Genomic DNA, 25,562 nt, shown 5'->3' with positions numbered 1-25,562 from the left:
ATGCGACGACGAGAAGGGCCCGGGGCGAACCCCGGGCCCTTCGTCGGTACGTCTCGGCGCTAGCTCGCGTCCTCGCCGTCGATGCCGATGCCGGGGAGCAGGCCCGGCAGGAGCGGGGGCAGAGTCACGTCAGGCTTGGGCGAACCGGTGCTGCCCTCGCCGGACTTGCCCGACTTGCCGTCGGACGGGGTCGGGGTCGACTCGTCCTTCGGGGGATCGAGCAGGCCGCCCGTGGTCTCGCCGAGCAGACCGTCCTCGTCCTTGCCGCTGTTGGAGCTGGACGGCTTGGGCTTGTCCGGGGACGTGCCGCGGTCGCTGCCGGTGGTGCCGGAGGGTGCCGAGCGGTCGCTGCCGGGCGAGCCCGGTGACGTACCGCCGCCGCGGCCGGGGCTGCTGGAGCCGCCCTTGTCGGGGACCTGCGGCAGCAGCGAGCGCAGCGGGCCGACCTCTTCGTCTATGGCGTCGAAGACCGAGCTGACCTGGTCCCGTACGTCACCGAGCTGGACCGGGAGCCGGTCGCTCAGGGCGCTCCAGCTCTTCCGGTGCGACTCGGAGAACGCGGACAGGGCCTGGATCGGGCCGAGCGAGCCGTCGCGCTTGTACGCGCCGCTGAGCAGCCGGTGGCCCTCGGAGGCGTCGTACTGCATGCCGGACAGGGCGCGGCGGACCTCGCCCACGGACTCGTGGTCCAGGTGTCCGGTGCGGCCGCGCTCCATCAGTCGCCGTGCCTCGTTCAACCGCGTCGAGGCCTGGTCCAGATAGATCTGGCCGCGGTCGGAGTCGCCGTCGGCCATGCCGAGCTTGAGGTCCTCCATGCCGCGCTTGAGGCCGTAGAGGTGGTCACCGGGCAGCGCGTCCGAACTCGCGGCCGCCACGCCGCTGAACGCGCCCGCGGCCACGCCGACCGTGAGGCCGCCCGCGGCGATGCCCTTGGTCAGGCGGGAGCGGGGCCGCAGCTTGCGCAACGGGCTCGCCCGGTGGGCGCCCTTGGCTTTGGACCGCTGTTCAGGAACGGAAGGGCTGCCGGCGGCCCCTTCCTTGAACATGGCCTCCATGGCGGCAACGAGCTGCGCTCGCTGCACCACTTTGACCTCGGGATCCATCTCGGGTTTGGGCAGCTCGCCGAGGCCCGCGGACAGGGACAGAAGCCTGCCCTGCTCGGACCGGTCGGACTGTTCGGCCTGGTCGCTCTGCTGAGCGGCCGGTTCCTCCGGCTGCTGAGCCGCCGCGTCCCGGTCGGACTGGTCCTCCAGGGCCTGGGCGAAGGCGTTCGCCCGCCGGTGTGCCGAGACATTCGCGATCACTGGCGGCACCTCCTCTCGTCATGACGGTCGACTCCCCAGGGGGTCCTGGGGTTGCACGCCGGAAGAGCTTGCACACGATCGAGTGAGTATCGCGCGTGTGCTGCCGATCCGTACGTGACCACAGGGAGCCTGCATCCCGCACAACGAGCGGCGCGGTACTTGGGTTACGGACGACTGATGATCCGACCGCGATCGCATCTCTCTTTCACAGAAGGTGAGTTGAGAGACGCGGTCAGTGACGGCTTCGGTCAGCGGACATCGTCGGGCAGCAGCCGGGCCAGGGTGCGGACGGCGCGGTACTGGAGGGTCTTGATCGCACCCTCGTTCTTGCCCATCACGCGCGCGGTCTCGGCGACGGACAGACCCTGCAGGAAGCGAAGCGTCACGCACTCCTGCTGTTGCGGGTTGAGCCGGCGCACGGCCTCCAGGAGTGCCGCGTTCGAGAGCGACTCCAGGACCGAGTCCTCGGGCGAGCGCTCCACCTCGTTGGCGTCGAGCATCTCGCCCGTGGTCACTTCCAGCCGGAAGCGGCTCGACTTGAAGTGGTCGGCGACCAGGTTGCGGGCGATCGTGACCAGCCAGGCGCCGAAGTCGCGGCCCTGCCAGGTGAACGTGCCGATGCGGCGCAGGGCGCGCAGGAAGGTCTCACTGGTGAGATCCTCCGCCGTCGCCTTTCCGCCCACGCGGTAGTAGATGTACCGGTACACGGTGTCGCTGTACTGGTCGTAGAGCCTGCCGAACGCGTCGGCCTCGCCGGCCTGGGCGCGCTCGACCAGCTCCATCATGCGGGCGCTGTCGCTGTCCGCGGCGGGACGGCGGGCGGTAGTAGGAGTGCCGGACGTGCCGGCGGCGCCGGAGCGCGCTCGTCTGCCCGCCGTGGCCGCACCTGAGTCGGCCATGGCGAAGCACGGACCGGCCGGTGCGGGGACAGCGAGGGCGGGGACGGCGTACGCGGTGGGGACGAAGCCGCGCAAGCGGTCCACGACCGTTGCGCGCAGCGTAGCCAGGCCCGAGGCGTCAACCCCGACGTGTTGAAACACGGGACTCCCAGAGGCAGAGCTTCCATCACGTGCAGTGCCGGACCGTTCACTCGTCGTACTGGCGAGTGGGTACCGGAATGCGTCTGAGGAGAATAACGCTTCGTGCAGGGAGCGCTACACCCAGTTGCTCAAATCATCGATTACGTCACTTCTGTAGCTGATCGACGATGGTTCAAGTACCTGAGAGTGACCACTTGTTGATCGGATTAGGTCATGTTCCGGCAGCTGTGATGACGCGTTGTGGTCGAGTGGTATCCGCGTGACTGGCGGGGGCCGGTGCCGGGTAAGACGTTCGGAATGCCGTCAGCGACGGCGGCGCTGGAGGGCGATCACGGCCGCGGTGCCGCCCGCGACGGCGCCGACGCCGGCCGCCGCCGGGATGCCGACCTTCGCCGCCTTGCGGCCCGTGCGGTAGTCGCGCAGCCGCCACTCCCGCTCCCGCGCGTAGGTGCGGAGCTTCGCGTCCGGGTTGATCGCGTACGGGTGCCCGACGAGGGAGAGCATCGGGATGTCGTTGTGGGAGTCGCTGTACGCGGCGCAGCGGCCGAGCTCCAGGCCCTCGGCGGAGGCGAGGGCGCGGACGGCCTCGGCCTTCGCGGGGCCGTGCAGCGGCTCACCCACGAGCTTGCCCGTATAAACGCCGCCGATGGACTCGGCGACCGTGCCGAGGGCGCCGGTCAGGCCGAGGCGGCGGGCGATGACCGTGGCGATCTCCACCGGGGCGGCCGTGACGAGCCAGACCTTCTGTCCCGCGTCGAGGTGGGCCTGGGCGAGGGCGCGGGTGCCGGGCCAGATCCGCTCCGCCATGTACTCGTCGTAGATCTCCTCGCCGATCGACATCAGCTCGGAGACGCGGTGGCCCTTGACGATGGACAGCGCGCTGTCGCGGGCGTCCTGCATGTGCTCGGGGTCCTCGACCCCGGCGATCCGGAACCACGCCTGCTGCCAGGCGAACCGGGTCAGCTCGCGGCGCTGGAAGAACTTCCGCTTGTAGAGGCCGCGGCCGAAGTGGAAGATCGCCGCGCCCTGCATGACGGTGTTGTCCAGGTCGAAGAAGGCGGCGGCCTTGTCGTCGCCGACGACCGGGAAATCCGGTTCCTGTTCCTCTTCACCCGGCGGCGCCTGCTCCTCCAGCTCCATGGAGGACTTGCGGGCGGCCTCCGCAGAAGCCTCGCCTGCCAGCACGCTCCGCGCGGTGGCGGAGCGCCTACGGGGTGTGAGCCATCCGAGAGCGGCCATGGCGTGAGCATAGCCAGTTTGTTCGGTGGTTCCGGAGTCGAGCGGATTTCGGGAGTCTGTCGTTCTGTGAAATCCGGGCGTCGTAAGGGGGGCGCGGGTGGGGCCAGAATGGCCGGTATGAGTCCCATTTTTCGGCGCAGTGAGAAGAAGAGTCCGTCGGAGCGCGTCGTCACGCTGATCGGGAAGCCCGGGTGTCATCTGTGCGACGACGCACAGGCGGTGATCGAGAAGGTGTGTGCCGAGGTCGGCGCTTCCTGGGAGAAGAAGGACATCAACGAGGACGAGGAACTGCATCGCAAGTACTGGGAGCAGATCCCGGTCGTTCTCGTCGACGGGGCGCAGCACGACTTCTGGCGCGTACAGGAGGAGCGGCTGCGGCGGGCGCTGACGGGCTGATCCGCCGCACAGTGGTCGCACAAGTCACTGACCGAGGAGTCCAAGTGGCCCCAAAAGTCGCTTAGGATCGAGGGCGGTTTTGGTCTCGGGGGCGTGGATCGTGAGGAGTGTGTGCGGTTTTGCCCCCAACAGGTGAGCAACGAAGCTGCCTGCGCGCCGGTTCCACACATGCGCGCCGGGGGCGCGTGACCCCGGTCACGTTGGCCGGGCAAATCGGACACCATCTTTGTGCACGCGTTCACAAAGACATAGCCTGCATTCGACGGGGCGGTCTGGGAACGAACGGCCGCCTGCAGCCCCGCTCTACCCGCAGGAGCACCGTGGCAACTGGCCGAACTCACCGACCGGCGACCCGCAGCCGAGGAATTCCCGAGGCCACCGTCGCCAGGCTTCCGCTGTACCTCCGAGCCCTGACCGCTCTCTCCGAGCGCTCGGTGCCCACGGTCTCCTCCGAGGAGCTCGCGGCCGCGGCGGGGGTCAACTCCGCGAAGCTGCGCAAGGACTTCTCGTACCTCGGGTCCTACGGGACGCGTGGTGTGGGGTACGACGTCGAGTATCTCGTCTACCAGATCTCGCGCGAGCTGGGCCTCACGCAGGACTGGCCGGTTGTGATCGTCGGTATCGGTAACCTCGGTGCGGCGCTGGCCAATTACGGCGGGTTCGCCTCCCGTGGCTTCCGGGTCGCCGCGCTCATAGACGCCGACCCCGCGATGGCCGGAAAGCCGGTCGCCGGGATGGCCGTGCGGCACACGGACGAGCTCGAGAAGATCATCGACGACAACGGCGTCTCCATCGGCGTCATCGCGACCCCGGCAGGCGCCGCGCAGCAGGTCTGCGACCGGCTCGTCGCCGCGGGCGTCACCTCCATCCTGAACTTCGCGCCGACCGTGCTGTCCGTGCCGGACGGGGTCGACGTACGCAAGGTGGACCTCTCCATCGAGCTGCAGATCCTCGCCTTCCACGAGCAGCGCAAGGCCGGCGAGGGCGCGATCGACGGGGAGAGCCCCGCCGAGGGCGCCGTCGGCGTCGAGGGCCCGGCCGCCAAGGTCACCAAGCCCACCGCCGCCACCGCGCAGAAGAACCGCAAGGGACCCGACGGGGACGTGCCCGCCGTGATGCCGGCATGAGTCTCCTCGTCGTCGGGCTGAGCCACCGCAGCGCCCCGGTCAGCGTCCTGGAGCGCGCCGCGCTGAACGCGGACACCCAGGCCAAGCTGCTCCAGGACGTCCTCGCCGCCGAACCGGCCGCCGAGGCCGCGGTGCTCGCCACCTGCAACCGCATCGAGCTCTACGCGGACGTGGACAAGTTCCACGCCGGTGTCGCCGAGCTGTCGACGCTGCTCGCGCAGCACAGCGGTGTGGGACTCGAGGAGCTCACTCCTTATCTGTACGTGCACTACGAGGACCGCGCGGTGCACCACCTGTTCTCGGTGGCGTGCGGGCTCGACTCCATGGTCGTCGGCGAGGGGCAGATCCTCGGCCAGATCAAGGACACCCTGGCCCGCGCCCAGGAGCTGCACTCCGCGGGCAAGCTGCTCAACGACCTCTTCCAGCAGGCCCTGCGGGTCGGCAAGCGCGCGCACTCCGAGACCGGGATCGACCGGGCCGGGCAGTCGCTCGTCACCTTCGGGCTCGAGCAGCTCGCCGCCGGTCCCGACGTGTCCGCGTGGGCGGCCGGCAAGCGTGCCCTCGTCATCGGCGCAGGGTCGATGTCCTCGCTGGCCGCGGCGACGCTCGCGCGCGTCGGAGTGGCCGAGGTCGTCGTCGCCAACCGGACCGTGGAGCGGGCCGAACGGCTCGTGGAGATCTTGAGCGAGAGTGGCACCGCCGCCCGCGCCGTCGTCATGGACTCCGTGGCGGAGGAACTGACACGTGCCGACGTCGCCATCTCCTGCACCGGCGCCACCGGCCTCGTCCTGACCGCCGACGCGGTGCGCGCGGCCGTCGCCGGGCGTACGCCGACCGCCGGCAGTGACGTGCCTGCGCCCACAACTCCCGCCGCGGGCAAGGCTGTTGCCGATGCCTGCCCGGTCGAGGTGGTGCGCGGCGGGTTCTCCGTCGAGGGCGAGGCCGCCGTCGCCGGATTCGATGCCGCCGCCCTGGAGCAGCACGGTGCCTGGGTGGAGAACGCTCCCGGTGAGCGCGTGCACCCGTCGGAGGCGGACGCCATCGCGGCGCTGGCCGCCGTCGGACGCGTACCGGAGATGCGGCGCGAGCGCGCCCCCGAGCCGGTGCGTCATGTCGCCCTGGCTCTCCTGGATCTGGCGATGCCGCGGGACATCGACGCGGCCGCGCACCGGATCGACGGGGTGCGCCTCGTCGACATCGAGTCCCTCGCCGACGCCTCCGTCGACGCGCCGATGGCCGCCGACGTGGACCAGGTGCGGGCGCTCGTGGCCGAGGAGGTCGCCGCGTTCGGCGCCGCGCAGCGGGCGGCGACCATCACGCCGACCGTCGTCGCGCTGCGCACGATGGCCGCGGACGTGGTGAGCAGCGAGATCGCGCGGCTCGACGGGCGCCTGCCCGGCCTCGACGACAAGCAGCGCGCGGAGATCACCCAGACCGTGCGGCGCGTGGTGGACAAGCTCCTGCACGCACCGACCGTTCGGGTCAAGCAGTTGGCGGCCGAGCCGGGTGGCACCGGATACGCGGACGCGCTGCGCACCCTGTTCGACCTGGACCAGGAGACGGTCGCGTCCGTCTCCCGGGCAACCCCCCAAGACCGTGAATCCGCTACCGGCACGGTAGGCAAGAATCGAGGCCCGGCATGACCGCCGAAAGAGCACTGCGGCTGGGCACCCGGCGCAGCAAGCTCGCCATGTCCCAGTCGGGGCATGTAGCCGAAGCCGTACGGCAGTTGACCGGCCGCGAGGTCGAGCTGGTCGAGATCACGACGTACGGCGACACCTCCCGTGAGCACCTCGCGCAGATCGGCGGCACGGGTGTCTTCGTGACCGCGCTGCGTGACGCGCTCCTGAGCGGCGAGGTCGACTTCGCCGTGCACTCCCTCAAGGACCTGCCGACCGCGCAGCCCGAGGACCTGGTGCTGGCGGCCGTGCCGCTGCGCGAGGACCCGCGGGACGTACTGATCGCGCGCGACGGCCTGACCTTCCCCGAGCTTCCCGCGGGCGCTCGGGTGGGTACCGGTTCGCCGCGCAGGATGGCGCAGCTCAACGCGTACGCGAAGAGCCACGGGCTGCGGATCGAGACCGTGCCGATCCGGGGGAACATCGACACCCGCATCGGCTACGTCGAGAAGGGGGAGCTGGACGCCGTCGTTCTCGCGGCGGCCGGCCTCAGCCGCATCGGCCGTACCGGGGAAGTCACCGACTTCCTCGCGACCGACATCGTCCTGCCCGCCCCCGGACAGGGGGCACTGGCAGTCGAGTGCACCGCAGCCAATGGTGAACTCGCCGCCGCGCTCGGAGAGTTGGACGACCCGTTCACCCGGGCCGCCGTGACCGCCGAGCGGTCCCTGCTCGCCGCCCTGGAGGCCGGCTGCAGCGCACCTGTGGGTGCGCTGGCCGACCTGCTGGCCGACGGGCAGATTGCCAAGGAAATGCGCCTGCGCGGCGTCGTCGGCACCACCGACGGCTCCGAGCTGGTGCAGCTGACCACCACCGGTCCCGTGCCCTCGTCGGAGGACGAGGCGCTGGCTCTCGGGCGGGAACTCGCCGCCGAGATGCTGGCCAAGGGTGCGGCCGGTCTGATGGGGGAGCGAGCACTTTGAGCCCCACCACCGCATCATCGACCGCCTGTACACCTGGGCACGTCACCTTCCTGGGTGCCGGTCCCGGTGATCCAGGACTGCTGACCCTACGGGCCGTGGAAGCCCTGACCCGAGCGGATGTGCTGATCGCCGAGCCCGAAGTGCTCGACGTCGTGCGCACGCATGCCAGGGCAGGCGTGACCGTCCTCGACGCCACGGGAGCGCAGCCGCAGCCGGACGCTGACGAGGCGTCAACTGCCGTCGCGGTCCCGGCTCTGAGGGACTGGGCCAATCTTGTCATGGAGGCCGCGCGGGGCGGCAAGCGGGTCGTGCGTGCGGTCACCGGGGACCCCGGACTCGACACGTACGCGGCCGAGGAGATGCTCGCCTGCGCGGCACAGGGCATCGGCTTCGAGGTCGTCCCGGGCATCGCCGCGGCCGTGGGCGTGCCCGCGTACGCCGGTGTGCCGCTGCGGGACGCGGAGGGCACGGACGTCCGTTTCGTCGACGCCCGCACCGCCTCCGACCGCTGCTGGACCGAGGTCGGCGCCTCCGACTGCACGGTCGTCGTGTCGACGACGCTCGACTCGGTGGCGGCCGCCGCCGGTGAGCTGGTCGCGGCCGGGCGCAAGCCCGATACGCCGCTGTCCGTCACCGTCGCCGGAACGACGACCCGGCAGAAGACGTGGACCGCCACCCTCGGCACCATCGCGCAGACCTTCAAGCAGGCCAAGGTGCTGCCGTCGCCGGAGGGAAACCGGCCGGTGATAGCCGTGGTCGGTGAGCGCAGTGCCGCCGCCCAGCGCGACCAGCTCTCCTGGTTCGAGTCGAAGCCGCTGTTCGGCTGGCGTGTGCTCGTCCCCAGGACGAAGGAGCAGGCGGCGTCGCTCTCCGACCAGCTCAGGTCGTACGGCGCCGTGCCGCACGAGGTCCCGACGATCGCCGTCGAGCCGCCTCGTACGCCGCAGCAGATGGAGCGCGCGGTCAAGGGTCTGGTCACCGGTCGCTACGAGTGGATCGCCTTCACGTCCGTCAACGCGGTGAAGGCCGTACGCGAGAAGTTCGAGGAGTACGGGCTCGACGCGCGTGCCTTCGCCGGGATCAAGGTCGCCGCGGTCGGCGAGCAGACGGCCGCCGCGCTGATCGCCTTCGGCGTGAAGCCGGACCTGGTGCCGAGCGGCGAGCAGTCGGCCGCCGGTCTTCTGGAGGACTGGCCGCCGTACGACCCCGTCTTCGACCCGATCGACCGGGTCTTCCTGCCGCGCGCCGACATCGCCACGGAGACCCTGGTCGCCGGTCTGATCGAGCTGGGCTGGGAGGTCGACGACGTGACGGCCTACCGGACCGTGCGCGCCTCGCCGCCCCCGGCCGAGACGCGTGAGGCGATCAAGGGCGGCGGGTTCGACGCCGTGCTGTTCACCTCGTCGTCGACGGTGCGGAACCTGGTCGGCATCGCGGGCAAGCCGCACAACGTGACGGTGATCGCCTGCATCGGTCCGGCCACCGCCAAGACCGCCGAGGAGCACGGGCTGCGCGTCGACGTCATGGCGCCGGAGCCGTCGGTGACCAAGCTGGCCGCCGCGCTCGCCGACTTCGGCGCGCGGCGCCGGGACGCGGCCGTCGAGGCCGGTGACCCGGTGACCCGGCCGAGCGAGCGGCGCCCCGGGGCGCGGCGTCGCAGGGCCGCGCCGTAGGGCAGGGTCGAGGGCGGGTGCCTGGAGTTGCTCCGGGTGCCCGCCCTCCGCTTTTTTCCGGGGTTCGCACCCTGGTGTTCAAAGTTCTCAAGAGGTTCGAGAAGTTCGAGGTGACAGTCCAGTGACTCGGTACGGTTCCTTCCCCGGTTCGCGGCCCCGGCGGCTGCGGACGACTCCCGCGATGCGCCGCATGGTCGCCGAGACGCGGCTGCATCCGGCCGACCTGATCCTCCCGGCGTTCGTGCGCGAGGGGATCGACGCCCCCGTCGAGATCGGCTCCATGCCGGGCGTGTACCAGCACACCCGGGACTCCCTGAAGAAGGCGGCCGCCGAGGCCGCCGAGGCGGGCGTCTCCGGGATCATGCTGTTCGGCGTGCCGGAGGAGGCGAAGAAGGACGCGGCCGGGACCGTGGGGACCGACCCCGACGGGATCCTCCAGGTCGCGCTGCGGGACGTGCGGGCCGAGGTCGGGGACGACCTCATCGTGATGTCCGACCTGTGCCTCGACGAGTTCACCGACCACGGGCACTGCGGGGTCCTCGACGAGCAGGGCCGGGTCGACAACGACGCGACGCTCGAGCGGTACGCCGAGATGGCGCAGGTGCAGGCGGACGCGGGCGCCCACGTGGTCGGCCCGAGCGGCATGATGGACGGTCAGATCGGCGTCATCCGCGACGCGTTGGACCAGATCGGGCGTGAGGACGTGTCGATCCTCGCGTACACGGTGAAGTACTCGTCGGCCTTCTTCGGGCCGTTCCGCGAGGCCGTCGGCTCCTCGCTGCAGGGCGACCGCAAGACGTACCAGCAGGACCCGGCCAACATCGGTGACTCCCTGCGGGAGCTGGCGCTCGACCTCGAAGAGGGCGCCGACATGGTGATGGTGAAGCCCGCGGGCCCGTACCTCGACATCCTGGCCAAGGTCGCGGAGGCGTCGGACGTGCCGGTGGCCGCGTACCAGATCAGTGGTGAGTACGCGATGATCGAGGCGGCCGCGCAGCGCGGCTGGATCGACCGGGACAAGGCGATCCTGGAGGCGCTGACCGGGATCAAGCGGGCCGGCGCGAACATGATTCTGACGTACTGGGCCACCGAGGTGGCGCGGCAGCTGTAGAGGCGGCGTCGGCGCCGGGCGAGAATGCTCGGCATGGCTGACACGATCACCGCACGAGGGCTCAACAGGGCCACTCTCGCCCGGCAGTTGCTGCTGGGGCGGGAGGCCCTGGGGGTCGAGGACGCGGTTCGGCGGGTTGTCGCGCTTCAGGCGCAGCAGCCCGCTTCGCCGTATGTGGCGCTGTGGAACCGGCTGGCGGGGTTCGACCCGGCGGAGCTGGACGCCGCGTTCGACGGTTTCCGGGTGGTGAAGTCGACGCTGATGCGGATCACGCTGCACGCGGTGCACGTCGACGACTACCGGGCGCTGCGGGCCGCGGTGGAGCCGACGGTGCGGGGCGCGCGGCTGCGCGACCCCCGGTTCCGGGCGTCGGGGCTGTCCGAGGCGGACGCGGCGGTGCTGCTCCCCGAGCTGCTGGCGCTGGTCGAACGGCCTTGTGGTGTGGGGGAGTTGGAGGAGTGGTTCGCGGGGCGGGTGCCCGGCGTCGAGCGTGGTGCGGCGCGGACCGCGTGGCGGATGCTGCGGCAGTGGGCGCCGCTGTGGCACGCGCCGGTGCCGGACGCGCCCTGGGGGTTCACCTCGGACCGGCGGCAGGGGTTCGTCGCGGCGGGGGCCGGGCGGCGGCCCGCGGTGAGTGACGAGGGGGCCGTGGCCGAGGGGCTGCGGGAGCTGGTGCGCCGGTATCTGGCCGGGTTCGGGCCCGCGACGGTGGCGGACGTCGCGCAGTTCGCCCTGGTGCAGAAGGGGCGGGTGCGGGCGGCGCTGCGTGAACTGGGCACCGAGGTCGAGGAGTTGGCGGGGGAGGACGGGGCGGTGCTGTTCGACGTGGTGGGCGGTGCGCGTCCCCCGGAGGACGTCGAGGCGCCGCCGCGGCTGATGGCGATGTGGGACAGCGTGCTGCTCGCGTACGCGGACCGGGCGCGGGTGCTGCCCGCGGAGTACCGCAAGCAGGTGACCCGGGTGAACGGGGACGTGCTGCCGACCGTGCTGGTCGACGGGTATGTGGCCGGTGTGTGGCGGCTGGTGGAGGACGGCGCCGGGGTGGAGGTGGGGGCGTTCCGACCGCTGCCCGAGGAGACGTGGGAGGCGCTGGCGGAGGAGGCCGGTGGGCTGCGGGGATTGCTGGTGGAGCGGGACGCGGCGGCGTACCGGCGCTATGACCACTGGTGGGTCAAGGGGCTGGCGGTGACGGAGGCGCGGGTGTTCGGCGGCTAGGGGCGTTCTGCTCTCGTCGGCGGGTGCGGCTCTCGTCGTGGCTGGTCGCGCCCCGCGGCGGAGCCGCACATGGATACGGTCCCGCGCCCCTGAAGGCATGCGCCGCGCGCGGCCTTTCCGCCTGCTTTTCCTAGTCGCCGGTGCGGCGGCGGGCGATGTGGAGGGCGCCGGCGACGGCTCCGGTCATGAGCAGTCCGCCCAGCGCGAGCTGGACGAGGTCGGTGGTCGAGGTGCCGTCGTCGGTGCCCACGCCCGCCTTGACGCCCTTGTCGATCGTGGTGCCGTAGTCGGTGCCGCCCGTGTGGCCGACCTGGATGCGGTGGGTCGACGTACCGCGGCCCGCGCAGGTGAAGGACACCGTGTGGGTGCCGACGGCGGACTCGGCGATGGTGGCCGTGCCGGTGTGGGAGCCGGCGGAACCGGCGGACAGTCGGACCGTCTCCGAGAACGCGGTGGAGGTCGCCGTCGAGGAGGTCGCGGTGCATCCCCCGGCCACCGAGACGACGGCCGTGGAGCCGGGGACGGCCGGGTCGGGGGTGATCGAGAGGGCCGGCTGCTCGTCGGCCGCGGCGGGCCCGGCCGGGGCCACGGCCAGCAGCGCGAGCGCGACTGCGGCGAGGGGGCGGTGGGCGCGGCGCATGCGGTCTCCGTTTCGAGGGCGTGGGTCCATCGAAAGCGGAGGGCGGCGGCGCGGCGCGTATTGGTAGGCCGATCGCGGGTGCGCGGGCCCTGCGGCCGGTTCCTCCCCGGACACACCTCGGCCGCGACGGCTCCCCCTCCGCGCCGCCGCGGCCGATCCCCGTTCGACAAGGTGCAGGTCAGGCGCTCTCGTCGGTGGCGTGGATGTTGTCGGTGCCGGCCGCGGCGACGGGCTTCTCGCCGGTGGCGTGGATGTTGTCCGTCGAGACCGGCTCGCTCGTCGCGTGGATGTTGTCCGTGGTGGCGTCGCCGGTCTCTTCGCCGGTGGCGTGGATGTTGTCCGTCGAGTTCTCGGTCATGTCGGCTGGCTCCCCATGAAGATGTGTGACGTGGGTGGTGCGGCCCGCCCGGCAACTCCCCCGAGGGTTGCCGGGCGGGCTTCGCTGGGCCGGACAACCGTAAGGCGCGGCCACAAGTCGTTCCGTCTGCCCCCCGTTGCGACGGACCGACACCATGAGAGTGCCGGGGCGGGATAAACGAATGATGAACGGTGTCGGGGCGGTGCCTCAGACCGTGGTCGCGGCGCCGAGCAGTGCGCGTACTTTGTCGGCTTCGGGCGCACCGAGGGTCTCGAAGATCTCGTACGCCTCCTGCCAGCACACCTGGGCCCGCTCGGGCTGGCCCACGCGGTCGAGTGCCTGGCCGAGGACGGTGAGTACGTTGGCCCGCCGCCATTCGCCGCCGATGTCCCGGAGCAGGGAGAGCGCGGACTCCGCGCTGACCGCGGCGCGGGTCGGCTCGTCCGCCGCGAGGTCGAGCTCGGCGAGACGGAAGAGCGTCATGCCCTCCCAGAGCCGCTGCCGGCTGGCGCGGAACACCTTCAGCGCTCCGTGCAGACAGTCGGCGGCCTGGTCGAGCAGGCCGCTCTCGGTCAGCGCGAGCGCGAGCGCGTACCTGCCGTTGGCGCCCCGGAGTTCGTGGCCGAGCTCCTCGTAGATGAGGGTGCCCTGGCGAGCGAGGTCCACGGCGCTCGTGGTGCGGGACGTGGCGAGGTGGATGCGGGAGAGGTTGCAGAGCGCGCTGGCCTCTCCCGGGCGGTCGTCGCAGGCCCGGAAGTTGTCGATGGCGACGGTGAGTTGAGCCTCGCCCTCCGCGTGGCGGCCCTGGTACAGGGCGATGACGCCGAGCGTGTTGGCGGCCCAGCAGTGGCTGAGCCGGTCCTGGCTCGCGAGGGTCAGGTCCACGGCCTCCTGGGCCTCCTGGGCGGCGCTCTCGAAGCGGCCGCCGAAGGCGTGGACGTAGGCGAGCGTCATCGCCGCCCGGCCCTCGGCGTGGCCGTCGCCGGCGTCCCGGGCCGCGTCCCGGGCGAACGCCGCGACCGCCTCGTACTCACGGGAGTTGGCGCCGGACTCGGCGAGGTCGACGGCTGCCCACAGGGTGTCGACGGACCGGCGCAGCTCACCGCGCACGGCGGACTGGCGGACGACGGCGAGCAGGGAGGTCGCCTCGGAGTAGAGCCAGTTCTGGGCGCTGTGGCGGTCCTCGAACCGCAGCCCGGGATACGCGGTCGGCGCCAGGTGCTCCACCAGCCGGTCCCCGGGCCGCTCGATCGCGTAGACCCCCGCCGCCGTGGCCAGGTAGAAGTCGAGGAGCCGGGACATCGCCGCGGTCCGCTCGTGCGGCGGGAGTTCGTCGCGCTCCGCGCACGCACGCGCGTAGAGCCGGACCAGGTCGTGGTAGCGGTAGCGGCCGGGGGCGGCGGATTCGACGAGGGACGTGTCGACCAGGGACTCCAGGAGTTCCTCGGTCTCGTCGATGTCCGCGTCGAGGACGGCCGCGGCCGCCGCCAGGGAGATGTCGGGGCCGTCGGCCAGGCCGAGGAGGCGGAAGGCGCGGGCCTGGGCCGGTTCCAGCTGGCCGTAGCCGAGTTCGAAGGTGGCCTTCACCGCGAGGTCGCCGGCCTGGAGTTCGTCCAGGCGGCGGCGCTCGTCGGCCAGCTTCGCCGCCAGGACCGACACCGTCCAGGTGCGGCGGGATGCCAGGCGGGAGGCGGCGATGCGGATGGCCAGGGGCAGGAAGCCGCAGGCCGCGACCACGTCCAGGGCCGCCTCGCGCTCGGACGCCACCCGCTCCTCGCCGACGATGCGGGTGAACAGGAGCAGCGCCTCTTCCGGGGACATGACGTCCAGGTCCACGAGGTGGGCCCCGGCCAGGTCGACCATCCGCACGCGGCCCGTGATCAGGGCCGCGCAGCCCTCCGTGCCGGGCAGGAGGGGTCTGACCTGGGCCGCGTCCCGCGCGTTGTCCAGCAGGACCAGGACGCGGCGGCCGTCGAGGGCCGAGCGGTACAGGGCCGCCCGGTCCTCCAGGGAGTCCGGGATCGAGGTGTCCGCCGTGCCGAGGGCGCGCAGGAAGGAGCCGAGGACCGTCTCCGGTTCGGCCGCGTGCGGGCCCGCGCCCTGCAGGTCGACGTACAACTGGCCGTCGGGGAAGGACGGGCGTGCCGCGTGGGCCACGTGCACGGCGAGGGTCGTCTTGCCGACGCCGCCGATGCCGGCCACCGCGGAGACCGCCATGACGCCGCCCGCGCCGGACGCGGACGAGGCCGAGGACAGTACGTCGCTCAGTTCGCGCACGAAGCTCGCGCGGCCCGTGAAGTCCGGGACGGTGGCGGGGAGTTGGGCGGGCCGGACGGGCGCCGACGGCGGTTCGGCGGCCGGCGCGGAGGGCTCCGCGAGGGCCGGGTCCGCCCGGAGGATGCGCTGCTGGAGTTCGGAGAGGCCCGGGCGCGGGTCCACGCCGAGCTCGTCGGCGAGCAGGCGGCGGGTGTCCGCGTAGACGGCGAGCGCCTCCGCCTGGCGGCCGGAGCGGTACAGCGCCAGCATCAGCAGCTCGCGCAGCCGCTCGCGCAGGGGGTGGGACGCGGTGAGCGCGGTCAGTTCGGAGACGGCCTCCGCGTGGCAGCCCTGCTCCAGGTCCATGTCGAGGCGGGATTCGAGGAGTTGCAGGCGCCACTCCTCCAGGCGGGCGCGCTGGGTCTCCGCGTACGGTCCCGGGACGTTCGCCAGGGGTTCGCCGTCCCACAGGGCGAGGGCCTCGTTCAGCAGCGCCCGGGCCCGGCACAGGTCCGCGCCCTGGCGGGCCTTCTCGGCGTCCGCCCACAGGTCCTGTGCCGTCGACAGGTCCAGCGCGTCGCGCCGGGCCAGCCGGATCGCGTAGCCCCCGGACTCGCTGACGAGGACGCCCGGGTCGAGGATCTTGCGCAGCCGGGACGCGTAGGTGCGCAGGGCCGCCAGGGCCTGCGACGGGGGCTCGTCGCCCCAGACCGCGTCGATCAGTTCGGACGCCGTCGCCGTGCGGCCCTCGCGCAGCAGCAGGGCGGCCAGCAGGGCGCGTTGCTGCGGGGATCCGGTCGCCAGCTGTTCGTCGCCGCGCCGGGCGCGGACCGGGCCGAGCACGCCGAAGCGCAGCCCGGACGCGTCGGCGGGCAGCGCGGTGTCCTCAGGCGTACCGGACCGTCGCTGTTCCGGCACCCGCGGTACACCGTCCATCGTCGCTGCCCCCTGTCCTGCCGCCGCACCAGCACCTGTCGTTCATGTCCCGAGCGTGTCCAGGCGGCACGCCGCAGCTCGCGCGCACCACCGATGACAACCCCGTCAGTTTGCCTTGTTCATGGCAGATGCGTCAGCCGTGGGAGACAGTCATCACAGACATCTCACGCACGCGAACCTTCACACCCGCTAGCTGACGGGTCGTCAGATCGGCGCTACCGTGAATCCATGGAGACCACGGAGACCGCAAACACCCAAAGTGCCCCGGAATCAGTCGACTTGCCGCTCATCATCTCCGTCGACGACCACACCGTCGAACCGCCCACCGTCTGGTCCGACCGGCTGCCGAAGAAGTACGCCGACGTCGGACCGCGCATCGTCCGCGCGCCCCTGAAGGAAATGACCTTCCTGGGCGGAAAGTTCGCGCCCGTCATGGGGAACCCCGGTGACGACGGACCCATCGGCGACTGGTGGGTCTACGAGGATCTGCACCGGCCGCTGACCCGGCTCGACACCGCCGTCGGCTACGACCGGGACGAGATCAAGCTGGAGGTCATCACCTACGAGCAGATGCGTCCCGGCTCCTTCGACGTGCCCGCCCGCCTCGCCGACATGGACGTCAACCACGTCCAGTCCGCGCTCTGCTTCCCGACCTTCCCGCGCTTCTGCGGCCAGACCTTCACCGAGGCCAAGGACCACGAGCTCGGGCTGCTCGGGGTGCGCGCGTACAACGACTGGATGGTGGAGGAGTGGTGCGGGCCGCAGGCCCGGGGGCGGCTCATACCGCTGACCCTCGTCCCGCTGTGGGACGCCGAGCTCGCCGCCGAGGAGGTGCGGCGCAACGCCGCCCGCGGTGTGCGCGCCGTCGCCTTCTCCGAGATCCCGCCGCACCTCGGGCTGCCCAGCATCCACACCGACGCGTGGGATCCGTTCCTGCGCGCGTGCGACGAGACCGGGACCGTCATCGCCATGCACATCGGGTCCAGCAGCAGGATGCCGTCCACGTCGCCGGACGCGCCGCCCGCCGTCGGGTCCACCATCACGTTCGCCAACTGCTGTTTCTCGATGGTCGACTGGCTGATGAGCGGCAAGTTCGAGCGCTTCCCGAACCTGCGGATCATGTACGCCGAGGGGCAGATCGGCTGGATCCCGTACATCCTGGAGCGCGCCGACGTGGTGTGGGAGGAGAACCGCGGCTGGGGCGGCGTCGCCGACAAGGTGCGCAAGCCGCCGAGCGAGTACTTCGCGGACCACGTCTACGGCTGCTTCTTCGACGACGCCTTCGGGCTGAAGAATCTCGACTCCATCGGTGTCGCCAACGTGCTGTACGAGACCGACTACCCGCACTCCGACTCCACCTGGCCGAAGTCGCGGGAGGTCGGCGAGGCGCAGATGGGGCATCTGGCGCCGGATCTCGTGGAGCGGATCGTGCGGGGCAACGCGATCGATCTTCTGGGGCTCACGGGGGAGGGGCTCTGGGAGGCGTAGGTCTGCGGCGGGGCTCGGGGCCGGCGGGGCTGGGGTGCGCTGGTTCGTCTGCCGGGCTGGTGATCGATGGCGGCTTGCGGTCCGGTGGGGCTTGTCGCGCCCCGCGGCGGAGCCGCTGACGGGTACGGTCCCGCGCCCCTGAGGCGTGCGCTTCGCGCCACCTCTCCCGGTGTCGCGAGTCTTGTCTGTCGGGCCAGGTGGACGCAGTATGTGACGGGCCGTCAGTTTCTGATGGTGGGTCAGATTCGGTCCTAGACAGAGGAGCCGCCGTCGTGGAGTACGGCATCCAACTGCCCATCCAGTCCCAGAGCACGATGTACGCCGAACCCTGGGAGGCGGGTGCGGGCGTCGCCGATCTCGTCGAGATCGCCCGCGCCGCCGACCGGGGCGGCTTCGCCTACATCGCCTGCTGCGACCACGTCGCCATCCCGCGGCGGCTCGCCGAGGCCATGTCGACGACCTGGTACGACCCCGTCGCCACGCTCTCCTTCCTGGCCGGGGTCACCGAACGGGTGCGGCTGCTCAGCCATGTCGCCATCGTCGGGCTGCGCCACCCGCTCGCCTCCGCCAAGCAGTACGCGACCGTGGACCACCTCAGCGGCGGCCGGCTGATCCTCGGGGTCGGGGCCGGGCACGTGGAGGAGGAGTTCGAGGCGCTCGGCGTCGACTTCGCGCGGCGCGGCGCCGTGCTCGACGAGAGCGTCGACGCGCTGAAGGCCGCCCTCGGTCCCGAGGAGTTCCCCTCCCACAAGGGGGAGCTGTTCTCATTCGAGGGGCTCGGGCAGCTGCCGCGGCCCGCTCAGGCGCGGGTTCCCGTATGGGTCGGAGGGTCGTCGGCGCCCGCGATGCGGCGGGCCGCCCTCAAGGGGGACGGCTGGCTCCCGCAGGGCGACCCGCGCGACCGGTTGCCGGAGAAGATCGAGAAGCTGCGCCGGATGCGCGCCGAGGCCGGCATCGAGGCGCCGCTCACCGTCGGGGCCATCGCCGAGCCGCTGTACATGGGCGAGCCGTCGTGGCACGTCGGGCGGCGCACCCTCACGGGCGAGCCCGAGGCGCTCGCCGAGTCGCTGCGCGCCTACGCCGCCATGGGGGTGCACCAGCTCCAGGTGCGCTTCCGCAGCCGTGGACGTACCGAACTCGTCGACCAGATGGCGGCCTTCGCCGCCGACGTCGCTCCGCACCTCAACTGACCGCGCAGGGATGGGAATTCACACATGGGAAAGCTCGAAGGGCGCGTCGTCCTCATCACGGGTGCGGCGCGCGGGCAGGGCGAGAAGGAGGCGCGGCTGTTCGCCGCCGAGGGGGCGAAGGTCGTCCTCGCCGACGTCCTCGACGACCAGGGCGAGGCCGTCGCCAAGGAGATCGGCGGGCTCTACGTCCATCTGGACGTGAGCAAGGAGGACGAGTGGGCCGCCGCCGTGCGCGCCGCCAAGGACGCCTTCGGGAAGATCGACGGGCTGGTCAACAACGCGGGGATCCTGCGGTTCAACGAGCTGGTCTCGACCCCCCTCGACGAGTTCCAGCAGATCGTGCAGGTCAATCAGGTGGGGGCCTTCCTCGGGATCAAGACCGTCGCGCCCGAGATCGAGGCCGCCGGGGGCGGGTCCATCGTCAACACCGCGTCCTACACCGGTGTCACGGGGATGGCGTACGTCGGTTCGTACACCGCCACCAAGCACGCCATCGTCGGCCTGACGCGGGTCGCCGCGCTCGAACTCGCCGCCAAGAGGATCCGGGTCAACGCCGTGTGCCCCGGCGCCATCGACACCGCCATGAGCAACCCCTCCCAGCTCGACCCCGGGGCGAACACCGAGGAGGCCGCGCAGGCGCTCGACGAGCTGTACCGCAAGCTCGTGCCGCTCGGCCGGGTCGGGCAGCCGGAGGAAGTGGCGCGGCTCGCGCTCTTCCTCACCGCGGAGGAGGACTCCTCGTACATCACCGGGCAGCCGTTCGTCGTCGACGGCGGCTGGCTGGCGGGCGTCTCAGTTCTCTGACGCTGCGTCAGGTATTGACGCTCACGCACCGCAGTGGAACAGTCTTCCCATCCAATCTGACGGATCGTCAGAAACTGACGAGGACGGTGAACCTCCTTGGAATTCGGGCTCTTTGTACAGGGATACGTGGGCAAGCAGGCGCTGACCGACCCCACCGCCGAGCACCGCGCGCTCATGAACGAGACCGAGTACGTCATCCAGGCTGACAAGTCCGGCTTCAAGTACGCCTGGGCGTCCGAGCACCACTTCCTGGAGGAGTACTCGCACCTCTCGGCGAACGACGTCTACCTCGGCTACCTCGCGCACGCCACCGACCGCATCCACCTCGGCTCGGGCATCTTCAACCCGCTCGCCCAGGTCAACCACCCGGTGAAGGTGGCCGAGAAGGTCGCCATGCTCGACCACCTCAGCGAGGGCCGGTTCGAGTTCGGCAGCGGGCGCGGGGCCGGCAGTCACGAGATCCTCGGGTTCATACCCGGGGTGACCGACATGAACTACACCAAGGAGATCTGGGAAGAGACCATCGCCGAGTTCCCGAAGATGTGGCTCCAGGAGGAGTACGTCGGGTTCCAGGGCAAGCACTGGCAGCTGCCGCCGCGCAAGATCTTCCCCAAGCCGTACGGGAAGTCGCACCCCGCCATGTGGTACGCGGCCGGGTCCCCGCCCTCGTACGCGATGGCGGCGAAGAAGGGTCTCGGGGTCCTCGGCTTCAGCGTCCAGAAGGTCTCCGACATGGAATGGGTGCTGGAGCAGTACAAGACCGCCATCCAGGACCCGGACCCCATCGGGGACTTCGTCAACGACAACGTCATGGTGACCTCGACCGCCATCTGCGCCGAGACCCACGACAAGGCCGTGGACATCGCCGTGGGCGGCGGGCTCAACTACCTCCAGTCGCTGGTCTTCCGCTACCACGACACCTTCCCGCGGCCCGAGGGCATCCCCGAGTGGCCGGAGGTGCTGCCCGAGTACAACCGGGAGATCATCGAACTCCTCATCGCCGAGGAGCTGATGATCTGCGGTGACCCGGACGAGGTGCTCCAGCAGTGCAAGCGCTGGGAGCAGGCCGGCGCCGACCAGCTGTCGTTCGGGCTGCCCATCGGCATCTCGCACGAGGACACGCTGAACTCGATCAAGCTGATCGGTGAGCACGTCATCCCGAAGATCGACACGGACCCCGTCCACCGGACGACCCGGTTCCGGGGGCAGGCCGGGGCCTGATCGCCGAGCTGCCCCGGTTCTCCTCCTCCCGGACAGGAGAGCCGGGGCCCTGTCGTTGCCGATGCCACGGGGCTCCGCCCCGGACCCCGCTCCTCAATCCCCGGAGAGGCTTGGAATCCCATGCTCGACCACCTGATCAAGGGCGCGACCGTCGTCGACGGGACCGGCGCCCCCGCCCAAGTCGCCGATCTCGGGATCCGGGACGGTCGGATCGCCGTCATCGCCGAACCCGGAACCCTCGCCGAGGAGGCGCGCACGAGCGAGGACGCCACAGGGCTCGTCCTCGCTCCCGGGTTCGTCGATCCGCACACGCACTACGACGCGCAGCTGTTCTGGGACCCGTACGCGACACCCTCCCTGAACCACGGGGTGACGACGGTCGCGGGCGGCAACTGCGGCTTCACCCTCGCCCCGTTGAACCCCGAGCGTCCGGACGACGCCGACTACACGCGGCGGATGATGTCCAAGGTGGAGGGGATGTCGCTGGTCGCCCTGGAGGAGGGCGCCCCGTGGACGTGGAACTCGTTCGGGGAGTACCTCGACGCGCTCGACGGGAGGATCGCCGTCAACGCCGGGTTCATGGTGGGGCACTGCGCGCTGCGGCGGTACGTGATGGGGGCGGACGCCGTCGGCGGGCAGCCCAGCGAGCAGCAGATGGACGCCATGCTCGCGCTCTTCCACGAGGCCATGGAGGCCGGCGCCTGGGGCCTGTCCACCACCCAGTCGTCCACGCACTCGGACGGGGACGGGAAGCCGGTCGCCTCGCGGCACGCGCTGCCCGCCGAACTCATCGCCCTCAGCAAGGCGGTCGGGGAGCATGAGGGTACGCAGATCGAGGCGATCGTCGCCGGGTGCCTCGACCAGTTCAGCGACGACGAGATCGACCTGTTCGTGGAGATGAGCGCCGCCGCCGGGCGTCCGCTCAACTGGAACGTGCTGACGATCGACGCCGCCGTGCCGGAGCGCGTGCCGCGCCAGCTCACCGCGAGCGAGCGGGCCAGGAAGTCCGGCGGCCGCATCGTCGCCCTGACCATGCCGATCCTCACCCCGATGAACATGTCGCTCGGCACGTTCTGCGCCCTCAACCTCATCCCCGGCTGGGGCGACGTCCTCGGCCTGCCGGTCGACGAGCGGATCGCGAAGCTCCGCGACCCGGACGTGCGCGCCGAGATGCTGCGGCGGGCCGACAGCAAGGAGGCCGGTGTCTTCCGGCGGCTCGCGAACTTCGGCCGTTACGTCATCGGGGACACGTACTCCGAGGCGAACGAGGGGCTCAGCGGGCGCGTGGTGAAGGACATCGCGGCCGAGCGCGGGCAGGAACCCTTCGAGTGCCTCGTCGAGATCTGCGCCAACGACCGCCTGCGCACGGTCCTCTGGCCGATGCCGACCGACAACGACCCGGACTCGTGGGCGCTGCGCGCCGAGGCCTGGAGCCACGAGGACGTCATGCTGGGCGGCTCCGACGCGGGCGCCCACCTGGACCGGATGTGCGGGGCGCCGTACACGACACGGTTCATCGGCGACTGCCTGCGCGGGCGGAAACTGGCGAGTCTGGAGCAGGCCGTGAAGATGCTCACCGACGACCCGGCCCAGCTGTTCGGGCTGCGCGAGCGCGGCCGCATCCAGGAGGGCTTCCACGCGGACCTGGTGCTCTTCGACCCGGAGGCGATCGACGCGGGCAAGGCCACCCTCGTGCACGACCTGCCCGGCGACAGCCCGCGCCTCGACTCGAAGGCGATCGGCATAACAGCCGTATGGGTCAACGGCGTCGAGGCGATGCGCCACGACGTCGTCAGCGGCGCCGTGCCCGGCAAGGTGCTGCGCTCCGGCCAGGACACCCGGACGGTGAGTACCAAGTGAGCATCTCTGAAGGCAAGTTGTTCATCGGGGGCGAGTGGGTCGAGCCCGACGGCGGCCACTACGACGTGGTCGACCCGGCGAGCGAGGAGATCGTGGGGCGGGCCCCGGAGGCCTCGCGGCAGCAGGTGCACGACGCCGCGCGCGCCGCCCACGACGCCTTCGAGACATGGTCGCGTACGACACCGGGGGAGCGCTCGGCGATCCTCGGCCGGGCCGCCGACGTCATGCAGCGCGACTTCGCCGCCAACGCCGAACTCGCGCAGGCCGAGAGCGGCGCCACCGCCGGGACCGCGCGCGGCATGCAGGTCGCCGTGGGCGTGGCCCGGTTCCGGCGGTACGCGCAGGGCGCCCTGGAACCCGTCGAGGAAGGGCTGCCGCCGCAGATCAACGAGGCAGGGCCGATGGGGAAGGCGGGGGTGATGGGCGCCCTCGCCGTGCGCCAGCCGGTCGGCGTCGTCACCTGCATCACCTCGTACAACAACCCGTGGGCCAACCCGGCGGGCAAGGTCGCGCCCGCGCTCGCCATGGGCAACACCGTCGTCGTGAAGCCCGCGCCGCAGGACCCGCTGTCCGTGTACCGGATGGCGGCCGCACTGGAGGAGGCCGGGGCGCCGCCGGGCGTGGTGAACGTGGTCAGCGGGGCGGCCGTGGACGTGGGGGAGGCGGCCGTCGACTCGGGGGACGTCGACATGGTCAGCTTCACCGGGTCCACCGCCGTCGGGCAGCGCATCGGCGAGGTGTGCGGGCGGACCATGAAGCGGCAGCTGATGGAGCTGGGCGGGAAGGGCGCGGCCGTCGTCTTCGGCGACGCCGACCTGGACTCGGCCGTCGCCGGGATCGGGACGACGTACGCCTTCTACAGCGGACAGATCTGCACGGCCCCGACCCGGGCGATCGTGCACCGCTCCGTGTACGACGAGTTCGTCGCGAAGCTCACCGCGTACATCGGGTTCATGAAGGTCGGCGACCCGCGGGCGAAGGGGACCGTCGTCGGCCCCGTCATCTCGGGCGCACACCGCGAACGGGTCGAGTCCTACGTGGAGTTGGGGCGCAAGGAAGGCGCGACGGTGGTCGCGGGCGGCGAGCGCCCGGCGTTCGACAAGGGCTTCTACGTGGCGCCCGCCCTGCTCGCCGACTGCACCAACGACATGCGGGTCGTCCGGGAGGAGATCTTCGGGCCGGTCGTCGCGGTCGTCCCCTTCGACGGGGACGAGGACGAGGCCGTCGCCCTCGCCAACGACTCCGACTACGGCCTCATCGACTACGTGTGGTCGGGCGACGTCGCCCGCGCCTTCCGCGTCGCGCGGCGGCTGCGGGCCGGCGGGGTCGGCGTGAACACGGTCGGACGGAACATGGAGGCGCCGTTCGGCGGGTTCAAGCAGAGCGGGGTCGGCCGGGACGTCGGCTCGTACGCGCTGCACGCCTACAGCGAGCTGCAGTCGATCGTCTGGCCCGGCTGACCGCACAGACACGGAAACCCCCTGCCCCGCCGCGCGTCCGCGCGCAGCGGGGCTTTCGCGTGCCGGGCCTTCGTGCGGGCGGATGACCGGCCGATATCGAGGGGATATCGGCGCGGCCCAAGGTGGACGACGTCATGCGGGCCGAGTCGGGACAGCGTGCCGGGCCATGGCGACGCAAGCGCGCGAATTCATTGAAGTGAGAGAGGTGCCGTGGCCAGGAACACGTTGCTGGAGCGGATCTGGGCGGAACACACCATCGAGGAGACCGGCGGCGAGCTGGTCTACGTGGATCTGCACCTGCTGCACGAACTGACCTCCCCGCAGGCCTTCGAGGGGCTCCGGGAAGCGGGACGGACGGTGCGGCGCCCGGATCTGACGATCGCGACAGCCGACCACGACGTGCCCACCAGCGTCCGGCAGATCCCGCTCGACGACACCGTCGGGCGCCGCCAGCTCGCCCTGCAGATCCGCAACAGCCGGGAGTTCGGGGTGGAGCTCCACCCGATGAACAGCCTCGGACAGGGCATCGTCCACGTCATCGGCCCGCAGATGGGACTCACCCAGCCCGGCATGCTGATCGTCTGCGGCGACAGCCACACCGCGACCCACGGCGCCTTCGGCGCGGTCGCCTTCGGTATCGGGACCAGCCAGGTCGAGCACGTCCTCGCCACCCAGACCCTGCGCATCTCCAAGCCGAAGAGCATGCGGGTCCTGCTGACGGGCACCCCGGCGCCCGACGCCACCGCCAAGGACATCGCCCTCGCCGTCATCCGCGCGATCGGCACCGACGGCGGCACGGGCCACCTCATCGAGTTCCAGGGCGAGGCCGTCGAGGCCATGAGCATGGAAGGCCGGATGACGCTGTGCAACATGGCCATCGAGGCCGGTGCGCGCAGCGGAATGATCGCCCCCGACGCGACCACCTTCGCCTACCTGGAGGGTCGCGAACGCTCCCCGCGGGGCGAGGACTGGGCGCGTGCCCTCAAGGCCTGGGCCGACTGCCGCAGCGCCCCGGACGCGGAGTTCGACCGGGACGTCGAGGTCGATGTGGAGGGCCTGGGCCCGATGGTCACCTGGGGGACCAACCCCGGCCAGGTGGCCGAGGTCGACGGCACCGTCCCCGACCCGGAGCGGATGACCGACCCGGTCGCCCGTGAGGCGGGCCGCAGGGCCCTGGAGTACATGGGGCTCACGGCAGGACAGAGCCTGTCGGACATCGAGATCGGCACCGTCTTCATCGGCTCCTGCACCAACGGACGGATGGAGGACCTGCGCGCCGCCGCCGCGGTCGTCCGGGGCCGCAAGGTGGCCGAAGCGGTGACGGCGCTGGTCGTACCCGGCTCGGAGCGGATCAAGCGGCAGGCGGAGGCCGAGGGCCTGGACCGGGTCTTCGCCGACGCCGGGTTCGAGTGGCGCAACCCCGGCTGCTCGATGTGCATCGCCGTCAACGGCGACCGGGTCCCCGCCGGCACCCACTCCGCGTCCACGTCGAACCGGAACTTCGAGGCGCGCCAGGGCCCCGGAGCCCGGACCCACCTGGTGTCCCCCGAGACGGCGGCCGCGACCGCGCTGGCCGGCCGGCTGACCCGCTCCGACGTCGTGTCCACCACCCCGATCACCCAGACCGCGCAGAACTGAAGGC

20 protein-coding genes are annotated in these 25,562 nt (G+C 71.5%); 14 read left to right on the top strand and 6 right to left on the bottom strand.

The annotated features are described in order from the left end of the window. Positions 1-59: 59 nt before the first annotated feature. The 3 genes from B072_RS0110910 to B072_RS0110900 all read right to left on the bottom strand — a co-directional run bounded on the left by B072_RS0110910 (position 60) and on the right by B072_RS0110900 (position 3,583). A complete protein-coding gene (locus B072_RS0110910) occupies positions 60-1,304 on the bottom strand; it encodes a DUF5667 domain-containing protein (RefSeq protein ID WP_018529976.1) in 1,245 nt (414 codons plus the stop codon). A 248-nt stretch (positions 1,305-1,552) separates the two neighbouring features. Next, the gene (locus B072_RS0110905) at positions 1,553-2,344 is read right to left on the bottom strand and encodes an ECF subfamily RNA polymerase sigma factor, BldN family (RefSeq protein WP_026245686.1); all 792 of its coding nucleotides are present in this window, start codon (positions 2,342-2,344) and stop codon (positions 1,553-1,555) included. 303 nt (positions 2,345-2,647) lie between these two features. Next, a complete protein-coding gene (locus B072_RS0110900; protein ID WP_026245685.1) occupies positions 2,648-3,583 on the bottom strand; it encodes an HAD family hydrolase in 936 nt (311 codons plus the stop codon). A 117-nt stretch (positions 3,584-3,700) separates the two neighbouring features. Between B072_RS0110900 and B072_RS0110895 the strand changes: the two genes are divergently transcribed. From B072_RS0110895 to B072_RS0110865, 7 genes are all read left to right on the top strand, one after another. After that, on the top strand, positions 3,701-3,979 hold the full coding sequence (locus B072_RS0110895) for a glutaredoxin family protein (RefSeq protein ID WP_026245684.1): 279 nt from the start codon (positions 3,701-3,703) through the stop codon (positions 3,977-3,979). Positions 3,980-4,299: 320 nt separating this feature from the next. After that, a complete protein-coding gene (locus B072_RS0110890; protein WP_026245683.1) occupies positions 4,300-5,106 on the top strand; it encodes a redox-sensing transcriptional repressor Rex in 807 nt (268 codons plus the stop codon). Beyond that, complete coding sequence (locus B072_RS0110885) at positions 5,103-6,749, top strand: glutamyl-tRNA reductase (RefSeq protein WP_018529971.1); 1,647 nt, start codon at positions 5,103-5,105, stop codon at positions 6,747-6,749. The genes B072_RS0110890 and B072_RS0110885 overlap by 4 nt, the downstream gene beginning before the upstream one ends. Beyond that, positions 6,746-7,708 (top strand): hydroxymethylbilane synthase, encoded by a 963-nt coding sequence (hemC, locus tag B072_RS0110880; protein WP_018529970.1) that lies wholly within the window; start codon positions 6,746-6,748, stop codon positions 7,706-7,708. Before B072_RS0110885 ends, hemC begins: the two co-directional genes overlap by 4 nt. Beyond that, positions 7,705-9,381, top strand: coding sequence for a uroporphyrinogen-III synthase (locus B072_RS0110875; RefSeq protein ID WP_026245682.1), 1,677 nt, complete (start codon positions 7,705-7,707; stop codon positions 9,379-9,381). Before hemC ends, B072_RS0110875 begins: the two co-directional genes overlap by 4 nt. Before the next feature lie 121 nt (positions 9,382-9,502). Continuing rightward, positions 9,503-10,492, top strand: coding sequence for a porphobilinogen synthase (gene hemB / locus B072_RS0110870; RefSeq protein ID WP_026245681.1), 990 nt, complete (start codon positions 9,503-9,505; stop codon positions 10,490-10,492). A gap of 24 nt (positions 10,493-10,516) precedes the next feature. Then, positions 10,517-11,707 (top strand): winged helix DNA-binding domain-containing protein, encoded by a 1,191-nt coding sequence (locus B072_RS0110865; RefSeq protein ID WP_018529967.1) that lies wholly within the window; start codon positions 10,517-10,519, stop codon positions 11,705-11,707. A gap of 130 nt (positions 11,708-11,837) precedes the next feature. On the opposite strand, the gene B072_RS49610 is transcribed toward B072_RS0110865, so the two are convergent. The 3 genes from B072_RS49610 to B072_RS0110850 form a co-directional block, all read right to left on the bottom strand. Beyond that, complete coding sequence (locus tag B072_RS49610; protein WP_018529966.1) at positions 11,838-12,347, bottom strand: hypothetical protein; 510 nt, start codon at positions 12,345-12,347, stop codon at positions 11,838-11,840. Positions 12,348-12,525: 178 nt separating this feature from the next. Then, on the bottom strand, positions 12,526-12,705 hold the full coding sequence (locus B072_RS0110855; protein WP_018529965.1) for a hypothetical protein: 180 nt from the start codon (positions 12,703-12,705) through the stop codon (positions 12,526-12,528). A gap of 207 nt (positions 12,706-12,912) precedes the next feature. Further along, positions 12,913-15,897: an AfsR/SARP family transcriptional regulator gene (locus B072_RS0110850; RefSeq protein ID WP_018529964.1), complete on the bottom strand. Its 2,985-nt coding sequence runs from the start codon at positions 15,895-15,897 to the stop codon at positions 12,913-12,915. A 228-nt stretch (positions 15,898-16,125) separates the two neighbouring features. Between B072_RS0110850 and B072_RS0110845 the strand changes: the two genes are divergently transcribed. From B072_RS0110845 to leuC, 7 genes are all read left to right on the top strand, one after another. Then, complete coding sequence (locus tag B072_RS0110845) at positions 16,126-17,385, top strand: amidohydrolase family protein (RefSeq protein WP_026245680.1); 1,260 nt, start codon at positions 16,126-16,128, stop codon at positions 17,383-17,385. 272 nt (positions 17,386-17,657) lie between these two features. Continuing rightward, positions 17,658-18,575, top strand: a complete 918-nt coding sequence (locus tag B072_RS0110840) for an LLM class F420-dependent oxidoreductase (protein WP_018529962.1) — start codon at positions 17,658-17,660, stop codon at positions 18,573-18,575. A gap of 24 nt (positions 18,576-18,599) precedes the next feature. Further along, positions 18,600-19,379 (top strand): SDR family NAD(P)-dependent oxidoreductase, encoded by a 780-nt coding sequence (locus tag B072_RS0110835; RefSeq protein WP_018529961.1) that lies wholly within the window; start codon positions 18,600-18,602, stop codon positions 19,377-19,379. 96 nt (positions 19,380-19,475) lie between these two features. Continuing rightward, complete coding sequence (locus tag B072_RS0110830; RefSeq protein WP_078506380.1) at positions 19,476-20,600, top strand: LLM class flavin-dependent oxidoreductase; 1,125 nt, start codon at positions 19,476-19,478, stop codon at positions 20,598-20,600. Between the two features lie 120 nt (positions 20,601-20,720). Next, entirely contained in the window at positions 20,721-22,460 is a 1,740-nt protein-coding gene (locus B072_RS0110825) for an N-acyl-D-amino-acid deacylase family protein (RefSeq protein ID WP_018529959.1), read from the top strand. Then, a complete protein-coding gene (locus B072_RS0110820) occupies positions 22,457-23,920 on the top strand; it encodes an aldehyde dehydrogenase family protein (protein ID WP_018529958.1) in 1,464 nt (487 codons plus the stop codon). Before B072_RS0110825 ends, B072_RS0110820 begins: the two co-directional genes overlap by 4 nt. Before the next feature lie 210 nt (positions 23,921-24,130). Next, the gene (leuC, locus tag B072_RS0110815; RefSeq protein WP_026245679.1) at positions 24,131-25,558 is read left to right on the top strand and encodes a 3-isopropylmalate dehydratase large subunit; all 1,428 of its coding nucleotides are present in this window, start codon (positions 24,131-24,133) and stop codon (positions 25,556-25,558) included. Positions 25,559-25,562: the final 4 nt, after the last annotated feature.

It is taken from the genome of Streptomyces sp. HmicA12 (assembly GCF_000373565.1).
GTDB lineage: Bacteria > Actinomycetota > Actinomycetes > Streptomycetales > Streptomycetaceae > Streptomyces.
This window is presented reverse-complemented; position numbering and strand designations above follow the sequence as displayed.